Origin of the sequence: Alteromonas sp. W12, assembly GCF_001924945.1 — a bacterium.
Taxonomy (GTDB): Bacteria; Pseudomonadota; Gammaproteobacteria; order Enterobacterales; family Alteromonadaceae; genus Alteromonas; species Alteromonas macleodii.
In genome coordinates this window covers 363,157-380,730 of record NZ_LQXH01000008.1, presented here as the reverse complement: position 1 = coordinate 380,730, position 17,574 = coordinate 363,157, and the positions used below count along the sequence as shown (strand labels likewise).

Genomic DNA, 17,574 nt, shown 5'->3' with positions numbered 1-17,574 from the left:
ATCATCCGTTAATCGTAGGAAATGTTGCTTACCTCCTAAGACTAGAACATAAACAAATTCTGTCTAGCAGGAAGAAAAAATTAGAGAAATTCTATATTCTATCAGCTATTTAGGAAAGCAATTTATACTTTAGGCTAGAGGTAACAAAACGGTAACGCGCGTACCCTTTCCTTCTTCGCTAGTGATATTTATCTTTCCGTTGTGCTCTTCAACAATAGTCATGGAAATAGACATTCCCAACCCTGTTCCCTCGCCGGGTGGTTTAGTTGTAAAAAAGGGCGTGAATATTCTATCCAGTGTTTCTTTCGACATACCAATACCCTCGTCTTCTACGATAAGCATGGCGCTTTTGTCATCTTGCTGCACTTTTAGTGTTATGGACTTCCCTTCTGGGGTTGCATAAATAGCATTGGTCACAAAGTTAACCAACACCTGCTGAATCTGTCCTGCATTACCAAGGAAATAGACATCCTTATCGGGTACTTCTACATTAAGTTTGTTTTTGTACCTGTGCAGGTTATTCGTGAGCTTGATCACCGTGTTCATGGCGTCAATGGCACTAATTTGTGTATGCTTTCCTGAACCAGGATACGAAAAACTTCGCAGCGCTTTTACAATTTCAATAATACGCTCAATGCCCTCGTGAGATTCATTGAACATCTCTGTAATTTCGCTCGCACTTTCTTGTAGTGAAAAGCGTTTTTCCAGCGCCTCGAACTGCGACTCTACCTCTCCACCAGCAGTGCGACAAAGCTTGCCTATTTCTTCTAACGCGTGTTGATAATCGCTAAAAATTTCTTTTGCAACCACCGTATTGCTTCGAACATAACCGATAGGGTTATTGATTTCGTGTGCTATACCCGCAGCAAGTTGTCCCAACATCGCCATCTTGTCTGCACTAACCAGCCTTTCTTCTAGAAAGTCTCTGTCTTTTTTAACCGAACTCAATTCTATTTGCCGACTGGTGAGCTCAGTTTTTTTGTTCTGGTAACGAGACGTAATGTTTAGATAATGTTTGGTGGTATCAAGAACGTGTAGCGTTTCTTCTTCTAAGTGATCGTCTTTGGTAAGCAACACGAGCCAAGCGAATTCGCCGTCTGCCATTTCATGCATAAAGTGAAGTAGCCTTGCTTCTTCTTTTGTATCTGGTCGCTGCACTGCATTAACGCACCAGTGGGAATAGCTCTCGCGCAGTGTCAGAGGGGTTTCGTCTTTGAGAAGTTTGGCGAGCTCGGGAGAGCTATACCATCCATTTTCGTGAGATAGCACCTGGCTATCATCCCCCACCGTTAGCGCTTCACCTTCTACAATAAATGCTTTTCCACAATGGGCACCGCTAAATTCAACCGCCGATTCCAGCGCAGAAAATATAAAACTCTTACCCGGCTGAGCATTTGAAAGCTGTGATGCGGCACGGTTAAGGTACAACAACTCCCTTTCCCGCTGTTTTGAATCTTTTAAGGCTTTTCTTAGCGCTTGATTCGCTAAGTAAGCATCTTGTGAGTAGGTTTCAAGAAAAGACTCTGCGTTTTTACGCGCTATTTTTTGACGTTTAAGCTGTCGTTCTAAAGAGTTAACGCGGGCTTCCAGCGCTAGAATGCGCTCTTGTTCGGTGGAATACGATGTTTCACTCACCAAAAAGCCCTCCGTTTAGGGCGCCGCTATGAATTCGGGCGCCACGCTTTTCAATAGGGCCAGTTGAACCGCAAGGCTCTACGGGCGCTAATTAACTAGCCTATCAAGTAGTGTTAGTACTCTCTCACTGGCTTGTTCCATTTCCATAAGCTTAGCATCTGCCTCAGCATTGTTGCCATTTTGTTTAGCTAGAACGGCAGCGATACCGCTACTATGCACTTTTGCATGCGGCGCTTCAATCTCTCTAAATGCCGTTGTTTGGCCAATTGCTTTGTTAGCATTGTCACTATACCACTGCCCAAGGCGGCAGTTCTTATGATCGCCAAAGTCCGCCACAGATTTATTGCTGTAGCCGCACAGCACTGCGTAAACCTCGGCCTTCCACACTACATGATCCAATTTTACTGTTTGAATGAACGTAGCAATTGCGCCTTCACTAATGGTGGACTTCATACTGTCACAGTGTTGCACCATAACTTCGTAGCTGCCATTTAGCTGATTAATGCCGGTTTCTAGCTGCTCGTTGTTTCCGCGCAGCTCATTGACACCTGAAACCGCTTTGGAAGTAGACTGAATTATACCGTTCACCAGCTCAGATACTTCTGTTGCTGATTTGTTGGTTTCTGTCGCCAATGCACGTACTTCATCAGCAACAACACTAAACCCGCGGCCTGCATCGCCTGCTCGCGCAGCTTCGATAGCAGCGTTTAGCGCAAGTAAGTTAGTTTGGTCAGAAATACTCGTAATAGTAGTAACAAATTTATTAATGTTATCTGCTGTTGTTGATAGCCCCGATATACGTTCGCTCATGCTGCCCATTTGGACATTAAGCCCGCTCATGTCGGTAACAATTTTGCTTAATGTAGTCGCAGAATCACTAAACAACTCATTAATATTAGCAACAGACTGGTTCTCAGCATCGATACGTTGATAAGTAGCCAACACCGTTTCACGAATACCTTCTAATTGACGCATTGCATCAACAATGCACTTCATTACAACGGAATCGTTCGACGATGCATGCTGACCGTTTGCAGCCTCAATGGCATTAATGAGTTCACTATTTTCTGCCTCTAAAACGTCAATTTTGTCTAAGGCTTCTTGCACTCTTGCTTCTAGTTTACGTACTTGCGCTTCTTTTTCTTCGTATTTACTGCGAGATACAAACATGTGTGGTTACCGATATGTTTTTTATAGAGTTATTTTGTTCAGATTAACAGATATCCAGACCATTTAACTATTAGTCTGAAGTAGCGTTATGCTATGAGTATCGGCGGAATCTTGAAAAACTGATGAAATAAAATGCTCGGTTGAGACGAGCTTTATTTTTGTGGCAATAGATGCGGCTCTAGGGGCGGGCGACGGGCGCCTTTTTTAGGACCATACCACAACGTCAGATAGTCTAGGATAGCGGGCTCCGCATCACCTAATGGCCATAGCTTTTGCGTGTCTTGCATCCATCGAATAGTTTCAAGCCATCTCTCTCTGCTCATTGCGTTCTGTGTAATTAGGGAAGGCGAATGGCATGCGCTACAGTGTGCAACCACTAGATTATAGCCGGGCGCTACAGTAAGACCTGACTGGGGGTCAACAGACACAGTCGTGGCGTCAGCGGAATGCATACTTGAGCCGCTATTTTTATCGCTACTTTCATTGATGGCCGCAACCAGTGGTGCGCTAACTAACCCTGCCATAATAGAAACAAAAACGAATAGACGGCGCATGCGAGCGCTCCATATCTCAAACACGTTACTCGGTACCATGTGTTTTACACAACCCGCACAGCAATGCGATGGCAGGCATTGTTTAAGTAGCCTTTTGGATTCCAGCCCGGCAATACCATAGGTTGTGCTTTTCCATTTTCATCTACGGCTTTGGCCCATATTTCGAAATAACCTTGTTGAGGAAAGGCTATTTTTGTAGTGAATTGCTGCCATGCATGTCTATTTACGGGTAGCGTGAGCTCTGCTATTTGCCAGGTTTGTCCGAAATCAATAGATGTGTACACTTCAGCCACTTTACCCTCACCACTCCATGCATGACCGCGCACGCTTAGTTTCTTGGCCAAAGGATGATCAGTGCCCGATTGTGGAAAAGTAATGAGTGACTTAATAGGCATAGCTTCAATGATACACATATCTTCATCGGCTACTTTCGCCCCCGGAGCAACGGGTTTACAAGGGAGTCGGTACGCTTTGCCCAGCATTTTTGCACCGTCATGCACGCGGTCTCTGACCACTATCTTCTTAAGCCACTTACCAGACGTAGACGCCGGCCAACCACCAAAAACCAATCGGAGCGGATAGCCATTCATTAAAGGCAGAGGTTCATCATTCATTGCCCATGCAATCAACGACTCATCTTCCATCGCTTTGTTAATCGGCACCCCGCGAGAAATAGCCGCTTTGCCCGGTGTACGGCTTAAATGCTGGTCATCACCATAATAGCCAATGTAAACAGCGCTATCTTTTACGCCCACTGACGTGAGTACATCTTTAAGCCTTACACCTGTCCATTTAGGGCATCCCACAGCTCCGGTAGTCCATTGGTTCCCCGTCGCTGCTGGCGAGAACTCGGCACGTCCATTACCGCCGCATTCCAGCGTTAGTTGGTAGGTGTAATGTTTGAATTGGGTTTTGAGCTCTTCCAACGTGAAGGTTTTTGACTGCTCGGCCGACTCCCCTTCAATAGTAAGCGTCCACGTACTCGCGTCTGGCTTTTGCGGGGGAATACCATTATTCCTTACGAAAAATCGAGAGGCAGGCGTAACCGCATCATCAAGTAAGTGCGCTGGCGTTTCAGCGTTAATTGGCCGGTCGTTAAGTATTGTTAGCCCGTCTTTTCCCTCGATAGAAAAAGGCGTGTTCGACTGAGCAAATGCAGCGGGAATAAGTCCTGCTGGCATGAACTGACCGTAAACGACTTCAGCACCAAGTAGCAAAGACAGAGACTTCAGACCTTTGATAAAACCACGCCGAGTCAGCGCGTTGCTAGTTCGCTGAAAAACCTGTTCGTCGGCCTTTACAGGGTCCTTAGCGTACAGTTCGTGAAGGCCATGTTTTTTCACTGCTACCACCTCGTCATTGAGTGCTTTGTGTATTAAGAGTGCATTAAGAATAATTGTGATAAATCGCGCAAAAAATCCACTATATTGCGAACAAATAGCCCAATATAAGCAGTGCAATCCACAGCGTTTCTGCCACAATCATCACAATTGGCAGCATACCCACTTCGGCTAACTTACCAAGGTTAGACTTCATACCGATTGCCGTAATTGAAACGACTAAGAAGAAGCGTGATATCTGGGTCCCCGTTTCAATAACTACTTCGGGTAGGCTTACAAAGCTGTTGAGTAACATAAGTACAATAAAGCCAACTAGAAACATCGGCATTTTAGGCACTTGCGCCCCGTCAGCCTGACTTTTGGCTTTGTAAAAGTGTTTAATGGCAATCATCATAATGAGTACCACTGGCATTAGCATGGCTACTCGTACCAGCTTGGTCAGTGTCGCCATGTCGCCTGCACTGTCAGACACCGAGTAACCTGCCCCCACAACTTGCGCCACATCGTGAATAGTGCCGCCTAAGAAAATGCCAGCTTCCGTATCATTCATGCCCAACTGCGCCGCCACAATTGGGTAGAGCACCATGGCGATGGTCGACATAGCGGTTACGCCAATAACCGTCAGCAACGTGTCTCTTTCGTGGTTTTCTCCCTTGGGAAGAATGGTGGAAATGGCGAGAGCCGCAGACGCACCACAAATGGCTACTGAGCCTCCCGTTAATGCACCAAAACGCTTTTGTAACCCGAGTAATTTGGCGAGACCCACTCCGACAATAATTGTTGTGAGTATGGCAGCGGCCAGCATAAGAGCGGTCTGCCACCCAAGTACCGCTAAGTCACCTAGCGCAATGCGTAGACCAAGCAGAACAACTCCAGCGCGAAGAAGAGTACTTGCCGTGAAATCGATACCACACGCACAGGGCGTATCGTTCTGATACAAAAACGATACGGCCATACCCAAAAGTAATGCGAACAACATAGCAGGGGCATTGTAATGCTCACTCAAAAAGAGCGCCGCCATACCGGTAATGGTTGCAATTCCTAGCCCGGGCCAAATATTTTTACATTTTACTGCTATATCGTTCATTTTCTTTTATCGCTCTGAGGCCACAAGCGCAACAAGCACTACGCGCTTTCGCTCGCCAGAATAAGGGCGGCGGCCATGCATTGCACGGTAATTGTCAACAATAGCCACGTCACCATCTTGCCATTCTAAGTCAAAGGTGTAAGTTTCAGACAGTTCTGCAACGCGCTCTAAACCGGCTTTAGGAATTGCACTTCCATCGCCAAAAGTAATTGCCGACGACGGGTTTTCCCTTACGCCTTTCCATCCCATATACGCAGCTATTAGCTGGTTATAGAACACTTCTGAGCCATCACTAAGTTCGATAACCGCAGGTAAGACAGGCGTAATGGCTCTTAGACTACCATCCTCCAACCATTGCCAGGTGTATCCTAACTCTTTTAATTTAGCTTCTGCCTCTTCTAATGACTCAACGCTTAGCGTGCTTTTCCAGCTTCTTCCTTGGCCAGAGTTGGCATCATTGGCTGCTGGCATAGTAGTCGTATATTTAAGGCCTTTCTCTTTAAAGTCTTTAGCAAGCGCAGGATTTTCTTCCTTCAATGCTTCAAACATTTTGTCGGAGCGACACAAAGGCGTTGCTCCCCCCTCATCCGCTGCAGTCTTACAAAAGAAAAACAGCTTGCTAGGTGAAATAGGCGTCTGCGCCATTTCATGATGTAGAAAAATTTCTACGTCTTTCGGCGCTTCATTTGCTGTGAATACGCGCTCAGTAAAGTTAATACGCACGGCATTAGACAACGACTCCTGATAGGTAAAGTTAGGATAGCCGAAGCCTGCTGAGAAAACGTCAAAGGTCTCTGCGGAATCAATTGGAAACCCTCGGAAAAGTAGTGCTCCCGACTTTGCAAGTTTTGCTTCAAGCTCTGATTGATTTGCTTTTACAAATGCAACGGTCTCTTCTACCGTTGTACAACCCTCGTTGTTCACGACTATTTCAGGGAACACACCGCCGTTATAATTGTGCTGAGTAGGTACACTTGCGTAGGCTACCGCAGAGCTGTCATTGACGTTTTTCATAGCTAACTCCTAGTCGTAAATAGGGTGGAAACGGTTAAAGGCAGCTTCGCAGAAGTGCCCTGGATCGTTAAATCTGCGATTTACGTTCAATGCAGATATTGCCTGCATTTCACTGTCGCTGAGTGAGAAGTCAAAAAGTGCGAGGTTTTCTTTCATACGCTCAACTTTTGACGTTTTTGGAATGATGGCGTTACCGCGCTGAATTCCCCAACGCAAGACAACCTGCGCGGGCGTTTTACCATGGGCTTCTGCCGCGGCTTTTACTACGCTTTGCTCAAGCACTGATTCCGTCTGATCAGCCATTTCAAGCTCTAGATAAGATAAGGCACCTAGCGGAGAGAAGGCCGTCACCTCCAGTCCATAGTCTTTTGCCAAACGAATTAGTCGCTCTTGCGTAAGGTACGGGTGAGATTCAATTTGCAGCATGGCTGGCTTAATACGCGCATAGCTCATCAGGTCGTTAAGCAAACCGGTGTTGTAATTACACACACCAATTTGTTTTGCTTTTCCGCTATCGGCAAGCGACTCCATTGCCTCCCATGTCTTATGCAAAGGTACAGGCGCGAGTTCCATTTTAGGCTCGGCAGCATCAGGTTCGTAAAACCATTCTGGTGGATAACGGGTCTCGATAGGCACAAATTTCTGCGCTATCGGGAAATGGATCAGGTATAAGTCTACATAATCTAACTGTAAGTCTGACAAGGTTTTTTCTAAAGCAAGACCCACGTGCTCAGGGGCGTGAAAGGTATTCCATAGTTTAGAAGTAACCCAAAGCTCTTCTCTGGTGCACAAGCCTTCATCAATCGCTCGCTTAATGCCTTCACCCACTTCCTTTTCATTGCCGTAATCAGCGGCACAATCTAAGTGTCGATATCCAGCCTTAATCGCTTGGTACGTGGTTTCCGCACATATGGCAGTATCGACCTTCCAAAAACCAAAACCTACCTCTGGTATCTTATTCATTGTTTCATTCACCTTAGAATTCGTTGCTTTAAGCTAGTACGGACTTTCTCTTAAACGTACTGCAAAGATAAAAAGCCGCGGTTTACTTTTGCAGTATGCTCTTGTATAACTTTAGCTTCAAACTTTAGTCTTGTATAAGACATAAGTTATTACACAGATATACCGATGTCAACAAAGTGTTAACAAACTTAATGAAAAGTTTGGAGTGCAATAAAAAGAAATGTCTAGCGGTGGCATAACAAGGTAAAGCGTTACCTTGTTATGCTAGGTGTTCGAGAGTCGGTAAGAAACAATTTGATAGGAACGGACGTTTAAAACGTTGTGGTTGAACAGTTTGGCGTTGATAGCAAAGGATTAATCAAGTTCAACTTGGTAATGGTAGTGGTCAGTTCTACATTTGCTTTCACGATATTCAATGAGTTTACCGTCAATAGACTCAGTGACGCGCGTAACCATAAGTAACGGCATTCCTTTTTCGATACCTAAGCTTTTTGCATCACTTTTTGAGGCCAAAACCGCTTTAATGCTGTCACGGGTCTTAAATACAGTTTGGTTATAGTCCGTTTGATAAAAATGATACAGAGTATGCGGAATATCTTCTCGCTTCTCGATTTCAGGAAATCGCTTAGACGGTAAATAAATAGTTTCAAGCATACAAAATTCGTTATCGAGAATTCGCCTACGCTTAAGCTTCACTACTTTGTCTTTAGCGGTAATTGATAGTGCAGTTTGGACACTTTCAATTGGCTCGACCAGCTCTTTACTTAACAGTTCAGCTTTGGGTAGGTCAGCACCTTTTCCGTCAGCTTGTAACGGAAAGAAACGAAACAGCGCATCTTGTGCCGTATGCTCAGAAACAAATGTACCGACCCCCTGACGACGGGTTACAATTTTGGTATCTGTCAGCAATGTTAGCGCTTTGCGAACGGTTCCTTGGCTAACATTGAATTCGTCAGCAAGCTTAAACTCACTAGGTAGCATCTCGCCTGGTTGCCAACGGCGCTCGACAATAAGCTGCTTAATGTATTCAGCGACTTGTTGATACAGCGGCTGAAAGGCAAGACTTGGACCGCTGAGTTTGTGATCGAATTGAGATGAAGACATGAACCCTAACCTAAACGCTTAATTTTTGTTGTTATATCATACACAAGAGTTATAGCGCACTTTTGATATAAATCACATACATTGCAGGAATTACACGTGATGCTTTTGGAAACACTGCTTCCCATGTTTGCGCTATTAGGGCTTGCGACACTGCTACAGACCTTAAGCGGGTTTGGTTTTGGCCTTATGGTGGTATCAAGCTTTACGTTATTCGGCATCTTGCCGCTTACGGCGACCACCTTTATGGTGAGTTTTCTAAGTCTTTTCAATTCCATCAGCTTAGTAGTGAAAAACACGGAGCAAATAAATAGACGTGCTTTCACTATTATACTGGTTAGCGGTATACCATTTATGGCGGTAGGCTACGCATTGTTGGAATACATGTCTGTTGGGATGGCAACTTGGCTCAATTTACTGCTTGGCTTGGCTATTCTCAGCTGCTGTGGCCTTTTATTAATAAAAAGAAAGCGGACACAGCCATCTGGTCGCGCATACGGTTTTTCTATCGCTGGCGCTCTAGGTGGATTGCTAGGTGGTCTTTTTTCTACCTTTGGCCCACCTGTGGTATTTCAGTGTTATCGACAAACCTGGCCAATTAATGAAATCAGGATAACGCTGCTGGCCGTATTTAGTGTTACCTCACTTATACGCCTTGCCATAATACCGTTTGGTACTTTGCCTTCAACAGAAGTGTTTCTGTCTGCTGTTTTTGCCATTCCCGTCATTTTAATTTTCACGCGATTAGGACGAATTCTCGCTGCTCGCGTATCCGCTGCCGCTGTTCGACTGTTAGCCTTAACCATGCTTGCATTAAGTGGCGTAACCCTTATTGTCCAAAATATCAGTATATAAGACGGCTTGATAGTGAACGCGGATCTAAATCTTCATAATTTTCTAATTGCAGATTGACACTCAAGTTACATTTCATTAACTTATGTCTTATATAAGACATGAAGGGTAATGTAGAAATGAGTAACGCGTTTTGTGTAAATGAGCCAGAATGGAACGATATTAAAGCCGCTGACATTACTGAGCAGCCCTTTTTGTCGGATGATAAGACACTTGTTGTCCCCACCCAATATGGTGAGTTGAGTCTAAGTATTAGTCAGTTTGGTTTACGCATTCAAAGTGACGTAAATGCAGCAGATGATTTTGGTATGCTTACTCAAGCGCCGGAAAGGCTATCGCTAGTACTTTCCGGTGATCAGTCTCACAGCACCCTGGTAGCAGGCGACTATCGATTAGAAGTTTTTGCCGCTCCTCTTCATTTCAAGCTGTATAAAAATGACGTTTTAGTTCAGCAAAGCGCCACCGACGGCCACTTTGTACGTCAGCATCGCTTGCCGCCATTCGCTAAAACCGACAAAGGTTGGTTAGTAAGTTTAGAGCTTAGCTACGACGAAGCCGTTTATGGTCTTGGAGAGAAATGGGGCAAGCTTGATAAACGCGGCCAGCTAATTCGCTCATACAACCACGACGCTTTAGGCGTAAACGCCGAAAAGTCTTATAAAAACACACCTTACGCATGGAGTCCTGAAGGCTGGAATTTATTTGTGCACACTCCAGCACCCGTCACCCATGGAGTCGGCTACGCACTTTGGTCACAGCGAGCTTACGTGTGCTTAGTAGAAGATAACCTACTCGACATGTTCTTGTTCCATCAAGACTCGCCAGCTAAATGCCTTCAAACCTTCAGTGAGTTAACAGGCTTCGCACCAACGCCTCCAACATGGAGCTTAGGTGTAATCCTGTCTAAAGCGTATTATAAAGACGCCGACGAGCTACTCGCCGTTGCCCGCGAAGTGCGCGAAAAGAATATGCCTTGCGATGTTATTACCCTTGATGGCCGCGCATGGCAAGACACAGATACCCGCTTTGCTTTTGAGTGGGACCCTAAACGCTACGCCGATCCTCAACCGGTTATTGATGAACTTAAAGCGTTAGGCTTTAAGATTTGCGTATGGGAATACCCCATGATTTCAGTGAAAAACCCCCTTTACAAAAAGGCGGCCGAAAAGGGTTGGCTGATAAAGGACAAACGCACAGGCGAAGCGTACCGCTATGCGTGGGACTTAAGCCCATTTGGCGAAGTACTTACGCCTTTGCCAGACTCAGGTATTTTAGACTTTACCAACCCTGAAGCTTACGAGTTTTGGAAAACGTCGCACAAACCTTTATTTGACCTTGGTGTAGATATGATAAAGGCCGACTTTGGCGAACAACTTGAAGACGACAACATGCTGTCGTATAGCGGTGATTCAGGTAATCGTCTACATAACGTTTACAGTATGCTCTACAACCGTTGTGTTTACGAAGCCGCAGAAGCTTACTGTAAAACAGGTCCTTTCCTATTTAGCCGTTCAGCTTGGACAGGAAGTCAGCGCTACCCATCACAATGGGGCGGCGACCCGCAAGCCGACTGGCATGGCCTAGCCGCAAGTATTCGTGGCAGTTTGTCCTGGGGGATGTCAGGCGGGCCGTTTTTCGCTACCGATATAGGCGGGTTTTACAAAGACACCCGAGATGCAGAACTTTACGTAAGATGGGCACAAGCGTCAGTGTTTAGTGCCCACATGCGATTGCACGGTATTGGCCCTCGTGAACCCTGGTCCTACGGCGATGCCGCTTCTAATGCAGTATTTGAGGCCCTTAAGCTAAGATATAAGCTTATTCCATACCTAAAGCAAACCGCAGAAAAAGCATCACAAACAGGACTTCCGGTTCAGCGCGCCATGGCGTTAGCCTTCCCTGAACAGCCGCTTTCGCACGGTTTTGAACAACAATTTATGTGCGGTGATGACCTACTTGTTGTGCCTTGCGTGGTGCCCGGCGGAAAAATTAAATACTACTTACCAAAAGGTGAATGGATACGTTTTGGTACCGAAGAAGTCGTGCAGGGTGAGCAATACAGAGAAGAAATACTTGCGCTTAACGATGTGGCGGTGTTCATCCAAAAAGGCAGTCGCATTGTAATGGGCCCAGATGTTCAACATACCGATATGGATATGTCGAACACCACACATTGGCCAGCGTAGCGCATAGGAGCAGTTCATGGATATCACCCTTACCCTATTGTCATGCATGGCATTTATGGCACTGGTTGCCGTTATTTCTTACATGAAAACAAAAGGGGAAGTAAACACGCAAGACGGTTACTTCCTTGCAGGAAGAGGGTTGACCGGCACTTTTATTGCTGGGTCCATGATCCTTACCAACCTTTCCGCAGAGCAGCTTATTGGATTAAATGGCTCTGCCTTTGGGTATAACTTAAGCGCTATGGCGTGGGAAGTTACCGCTGGTATCTCTACCATTATTATGGCGCTTATTTTCTTGCCTCGTTACTTAGCGGGCGCTTTCTCCACCCTACCTGAGTTTTTACGCGACCGTTTCGACGATAGCGTTCGCAGAATGACGGTAGTTTTGTTTATGGTGGGGTATTCGTTAGTTACCATTCCATCGGTGCTTTACTCTGGCTCTATTGCCGTGCTTAGGCTTTTTGATGTACCCGGGCTTTTCAACGTAAGCTATGAGGTGGGACTGGTACTTACCATCGTCATAGTCGGTACGATTGGCGCTCTCTATGCCATTTTCGGTGGTTTAAAAGCGGTAGCCGTATCAGACACGATTAATGGAGTTGGCCTTTTAATTGTGGGTTTATTGGTTCCCGTTCTTGGCTTGGTGGCCTTAGGCGACGGCAGCTTTAGCCAAGGTCTATCTACTATTGCTACAACGGAAACTGAAAAGCTCAATGCTATAGGTGGTCCCGACGACCCTGTTCCTTTTGGTACTATTTTCACGGGTATGATTTTAGCCAATTTGTTTTACTGGGGTACTAACCAATACGTAATTCAGCGAACCTTAGGCGCTAAAAATCTGGTTGAAGGCCAAAAAGGGGTGTTGTTCTCTGGCTATTTTAAAGTGCTTGTGCCCTTTATGATGATGTTACCAGGCGTGATTGCTTATCACTTATATCAAGACGAAAACCTTCAAACTATCGACCTTGCCTACCCTCATTTAGTAAAAGATGTACTCCCACAGTATTTGTCGGGTTTCTTTTTAGCAGTATTGCTTGGTGCGGTGTTTAGCTCTTTTAATTCACTGCTTAACAGTGCTGCCACCCTATTTTGCTTAGACGTATACAAACCCTTCAAAAAAGACAAAGTGAGCGACGAAAAGCTTATTCGCGTTGCCAAGATCACCAGTATTGTTATTGCTGTGCTCTCTTTTATCACGGCGCCGCTGCTTATGTTTGCCCCTGAAGGATTGTGGCAAATCATTCGCATATTCACTGGCTTTTACAATATTCCCGTTATCACTATTGTGCTTGTTGGCCTATTTACAAAACGCGTTCCTGCGCTGGCGGCAAAAGTCGCGATTATCTTCCACGTAATCGCCTATGGACTGCTTAAGTTCGTATGGGAAGTCGATATTAACTTTATCCATATCTACGCCATTTTGTTCGCTATTGAATTGGCTATTATGTTGACTATAGGCAGGCTCTACCCAATGACTACTCCATGGCATTTCACTGCAAAGGCTGAAGTCAATATGACGCCATGGCGCTATGCCATTCCCTGCGCCATCGTGCTTGTTGGCCTTATCGCAACGCTTTACCTGATGTTCTCTCCTGTAGGCTTTGTGAATGGACTAAGCAACGCGTTTGTCCCTGCACTAGTCGGCTTGTGGGCAACATGTTTCGTGGCAATTGGTATAAGTCTGAAATGGTGGCGAGTAAAGTATGAGCAAGGCTTGAAGCGCCTTGCTTCTCAGCACGCCTAACTCTCCTTCATCATTTTTGTATAGAAAAAACACAAAAAAATTAACATAACGTTTGCAAACGGCTTAACAATTGTTTAACTTAACCACTCTTATATAAGACATCAGATGCAAGATGTCTTTTATATAGAAGACCGTATTTTTACGCTATTGAATTTTGCTATTGAAAGAATAATACGCGTAGCGCTGTACCCTACGCAGCCAGAATAAAAAACGAAACGCCGATTACTTGCTCAAATGCTTTTGTATCCGACTAAAGGTAGCAAGGTGTAAGTGAGGGCGTGATAAGCGAAACACCCTGGAGAACAACATGAATACAAAGAGATCACTCATCAGCAAGGCGGTAACCCTTGCTATGACATCTGGATTGCTACTTCACACCAATGCATTTGCGCAAGAGGCAGATACAGAGCAAGTCGACGCCTCAAAAGATGATAAATCATTTGAACAAATTGTCGTTACATCGCAAAAGCGTGTTCAAAGCATCAGCGATGTGCCCGTTGCTGTATCAGTGTTACGCGGTGACCAGATAGAATCTGCCTTTGCTAACAATGTTGAAAATCTACAAGCGCTTGTGCCTTCTGTGAGCTTCCGCAAAGGGACAACAACTCGAAATTCAGCCTTAACCGTTCGTGGTATTGGAACAATTTCATTTAGTATCGCCGCAGAGCCAAGCGTAGCCACGGTGGTAGATGGCGTTGTATTAGGGCGTTCTGGTCAAGCGTTTGCCGATTTGTACGATGTAGATCGAATTGAGGTATTACGTGGTCCACAGGGTACTTTATTTGGCAAGAACGCCTCTGCTGGTGTGGTAAACATCACCACAAAAGATCCTTCTCAGGAGCTCACAGGCAGTCTTTCTACTGAGTTTTATCAAGATAACGAGTACCGTTTAAAAGGCACAGTAAGTGGTGGCTTAACCGACGACCTTTCAGCCAGCTTAACCGTCTTCCAGGGTAAATTCGACGGCTATATCGACAACGTTTACAACAATGAAAAAGTAAACGGTTATGACCGTGAAGGTGCCCGTGCAGTTGTGGTTTACGAGCCAACCAATGATTTAAAAGTAAAGTTCATTAGCGAAATTTACAGCGCGGATGACGACTGTTGTGCTGATTTAGAAGGCGTATCTAGCGGTCGAAATCCCGACTCAAAGGCAGCGCCCAATAGTGAGACCATTGCCGACGGTATCGATTTAGAACAGCGTCAAATTGATCATGACTTCGAATCTCGCACTATTGACGACCATTCGGCCTTCTCCGTACAAGTGGACAAAACCATTGGTGATTACACCTTCACGTCGATCACTGCCCAGCGCTCATGGGAAAATACAGAATTCCGCGAAGGTGATTTTACGTCTATTGCTGGCGACAGCGACCAGCCAGTATTTGGAGTGCCGTTTCAGCTGCATGACGTAGGTGAGCAAGAATGGAGTCAGTTTTCTCAAGAATTCCGTGTTGCATCAAACCTAGCTGGCCCATTCAACTTCTTAGCCGGTATGTTCTACTGGAACATGGATTCAGAGCGTAACTTCACTCGTGATGCAAGTTGCCAAAACAATAACCTTCAACTTGACCAAGCACTGACATTCTATGCGCAGAATAACCTGTCTGGAGACGCGCTGACAGACGCACTTTCTGACCTAGACGCTTACGCTAATTCGCTAGGTGTGACATGTAATGCCAACGACATTGTGTCTGCCACGGCATTCATGAGCACTGAATTTAATAACTGGGCCGTTTACGGAGATGGCACCTACGACTTAAGCGATGACTTACGCCTTATCTTCGGTCTTCGCTATACCGATGATGAAGTGTCTTACACTCACCGTCGTATAAGTAACGACGAATATGGACGCCGCGGTGTGGGCGTTCGCCCTGCGACCGAGAACACCGATGCAGAAGGTGTGGTAGATGAAACCAATTTGTCTGGCCGCCTTGGTGTTCAATACGATCTCGACCAAAATCAAATGGTTTATGCAACCTATTCTCAAGGCTACAAAGGCCCTGGTTTCAATGTTTACTATAACTTCAACCCAGAGAATGACGGACGCCCTATTGGCGCGGAAGAATCTGACGCTTACGAAATTGGCTATAAGTACGCAAGTCGCGATCTACTTTTAAATATCGCGCTATTTAGTACTGACATTGAAGGCTTCCAAGCAAACAACTTTGATTGTTCTGACGGCGCATGTATTACGCGCCTTACCAATGCTGGTGATGTGACAACCCAAGGCGTTGAAGTAGACTTTATGTGGAACGCAACCGACAACCTAACGCTAATCGGTGGCGCTGCGTACACCAAGGCTGAGATCGATAGATTTAATTGTCCTGAAGAGGCAGAGTGTACCGACCGTTCGGGCTTGGATGTTCCATTCTCACCTGACATGAAATACTCACTGTCAGCGGAGTACTTCATGGAAACAGAGCATGGTTTTGACGTTTACTACAACGCGTCTTACATCTATACCGATGAACAGTACTCTGACTTGCCAGGCAACACGGGTGAATTCAATCCTCACTCATTGTTACCTGACTACAGCATGCTTAACGCAAGCGTGAGCTTCTCATTCAAAGACGATGCCTTCCGCGTATCTTTGATTGCGAAGAACTTGCTTGATGAAAGCTACGCGACCACATATAGCGGCGACAACTTCCGCTATCAAATACCGCGCGATGCAGATCGCTATTACGGCGTAGCATTTAAAGCAAGGTTTTAATCTCGTTATAAATTAAAAAACGTGTGTGTTGAAAGGGGCGTGTGAACGCCCCTCTTTTTTGCACAACTACAGGCTGTTAGTCCCTGAAAATCAAAACAAACACCTTTGCCCAAATAATAGTATTAATTTATCTCTTCGTGCTGGTGTTCATGAGAGTGGGCGTGTAAATGGTCATTATCATCACGACATGGCTCACCCGGCAACTCAAACTCTATCGTGGTATGAGCAAGTTCAAAGGGGGCTAAACGCTCGTGAACTTCCTTTTTGAGTGCTCTCAGTTTGTCATTGTCTATTGCACAGTTTATTACCACGTGTGCAGTAAGCACGTGCTGCTCTCCGTCAAGCGACCAAAAATGTACATGGTGAATTTCTTCAACGTGCTCGATTTTCAAAAGCGTGTTGCTAATAGCATTCCTTGTAGCCAAGTCAGGTACGCCCTGTAGAAACAAAGACATAGTCTGCACAACATACCGAACAACATTGACCAAAATAAATAGCGTAAAACCAATAGATAAAATTGGGTCGAGTATAGGCCATTCAACAAAATGGAGCACAATGGCTACTACCAGTACCGCTACCCACCCCATCGTGTCTTCAATTAAGTGCCAGTTAAGCACCTTTTCATTCATCGAATGACCGCCGTGGAGTTTATAAGCTGCAAATCCGTTCACGACAATACCGAGGATCGCTAATCCAATCATACCCTCTGTAACGGGCATTTCGGGGTTAGATAAACGAGGGATGGCCTCAGACAACACCCAAATTGAGCCAATCACCAAGATAACGCCGTTGATCATAGCTCCCATAAGGCTTAGCCGTTTGAAGCCATACGTATACTTTTCGGTAGATGCTTTATTCCCGAGCTTACTTAAATACCACGCCAGACCTATGGATAGAGAGTCTCCTAAATCGTGAACAGCATCTGCCATTATGGCGACACTGTTAGTAAGCCAACCCCCGATGAATTCAATAATAGTAAAGATGAAATTTAGCCAGAACGCCCATCCAATGCGTGTGGAATCTGTGCCTAGCGCTTCAGCATGTGCACCGTGGTGATGGCCGTGATGCTGACCTTTATGATGATTAGAGGCGGAAGTGCTGTGATTGTGGTGATGCATAATAACAACTCACATGAGATCGTATATTGAGCTTAACGTGATGTGTACCCAGGTGCGAACAAAATATCGAGCACAGATCATTAACAAGTCTCTT

At 45.4% G+C, this 17,574-nt stretch carries 13 protein-coding genes; 4 read left to right on the top strand and 9 right to left on the bottom strand.

Annotation, left to right across the window (positions count from 1 at the left end; translation table 11 throughout):
• Positions 1–129 precede the first annotated feature (129 nt).
• The 8 genes from AWH61_RS12995 to AWH61_RS12960 form a co-directional block, all read right to left on the bottom strand.
• On the bottom strand, positions 130–1,635 hold the full coding sequence (locus AWH61_RS12995) for a sensor histidine kinase (protein WP_061486743.1): 1,506 nt from the start codon (positions 1,633–1,635) through the stop codon (positions 130–132).
• A gap of 87 nt (positions 1,636–1,722) precedes the next feature.
• On the bottom strand, positions 1,723–2,805 hold the full coding sequence (locus AWH61_RS12990) for a methyl-accepting chemotaxis protein (RefSeq protein WP_014951126.1): 1,083 nt from the start codon (positions 2,803–2,805) through the stop codon (positions 1,723–1,725).
• A gap of 152 nt (positions 2,806–2,957) precedes the next feature.
• Positions 2,958–3,359, bottom strand: a complete 402-nt coding sequence (locus AWH61_RS12985) for a hypothetical protein (RefSeq protein WP_075177272.1) — start codon at positions 3,357–3,359, stop codon at positions 2,958–2,960.
• Positions 3,360–3,403: 44 nt separating this feature from the next.
• The gene (locus AWH61_RS12980) at positions 3,404–4,762 is read right to left on the bottom strand and encodes a sulfite oxidase (RefSeq protein ID WP_502686372.1); all 1,359 of its coding nucleotides are present in this window, start codon (positions 4,760–4,762) and stop codon (positions 3,404–3,406) included.
• A gap of 19 nt (positions 4,763–4,781) precedes the next feature.
• A complete protein-coding gene (locus AWH61_RS12975) occupies positions 4,782–5,786 on the bottom strand; it encodes a YeiH family protein (protein ID WP_075177271.1) in 1,005 nt (334 codons plus the stop codon).
• A gap of 6 nt (positions 5,787–5,792) precedes the next feature.
• Positions 5,793–6,800 carry a TauD/TfdA family dioxygenase gene (locus AWH61_RS12970; protein ID WP_083605937.1) on the bottom strand — a complete coding sequence of 336 codons (1,008 nt, stop codon included), beginning with the start codon at positions 6,798–6,800 and terminating at the stop codon, positions 5,793–5,795.
• A gap of 9 nt (positions 6,801–6,809) precedes the next feature.
• Positions 6,810–7,763: an aldo/keto reductase gene (locus tag AWH61_RS12965; protein WP_014977675.1), complete on the bottom strand. Its 954-nt coding sequence runs from the start codon at positions 7,761–7,763 to the stop codon at positions 6,810–6,812.
• A 354-nt stretch (positions 7,764–8,117) separates the two neighbouring features.
• Positions 8,118–8,867, bottom strand: a complete 750-nt coding sequence (locus AWH61_RS12960) for a GntR family transcriptional regulator (RefSeq protein ID WP_075177270.1) — start codon at positions 8,865–8,867, stop codon at positions 8,118–8,120.
• A 99-nt stretch (positions 8,868–8,966) separates the two neighbouring features.
• Between AWH61_RS12960 and AWH61_RS12955 the strand changes: the two genes are divergently transcribed.
• The 4 genes from AWH61_RS12955 (at position 8,967) to AWH61_RS12940 (ending at position 16,362) form a co-directional block, all read left to right on the top strand.
• Complete coding sequence (locus tag AWH61_RS12955; protein ID WP_075177269.1) at positions 8,967–9,719, top strand: TSUP family transporter; 753 nt, start codon at positions 8,967–8,969, stop codon at positions 9,717–9,719.
• 116 nt (positions 9,720–9,835) lie between these two features.
• The gene (locus AWH61_RS12950) at positions 9,836–11,902 is read left to right on the top strand and encodes a glycoside hydrolase family 31 protein (protein ID WP_083605946.1); all 2,067 of its coding nucleotides are present in this window, start codon (positions 9,836–9,838) and stop codon (positions 11,900–11,902) included.
• Between the two features lie 16 nt (positions 11,903–11,918).
• Positions 11,919–13,646, top strand: a complete 1,728-nt coding sequence (locus tag AWH61_RS12945) for a solute:sodium symporter family transporter (RefSeq protein ID WP_014951135.1) — start codon at positions 11,919–11,921, stop codon at positions 13,644–13,646.
• Positions 13,647–13,953: 307 nt separating this feature from the next.
• Entirely contained in the window at positions 13,954–16,362 is a 2,409-nt protein-coding gene (locus AWH61_RS12940; RefSeq protein WP_014951136.1) for a TonB-dependent receptor, read from the top strand.
• A gap of 122 nt (positions 16,363–16,484) precedes the next feature.
• Here the strand turns inward: AWH61_RS12940 and AWH61_RS12935 are convergent, their stop codons facing one another.
• Positions 16,485–17,480, bottom strand: coding sequence for a cation diffusion facilitator family transporter (locus tag AWH61_RS12935; protein WP_014977680.1), 996 nt, complete (start codon positions 17,478–17,480; stop codon positions 16,485–16,487).
• Between the last annotated feature and the right edge of the window lie 94 nt (positions 17,481–17,574).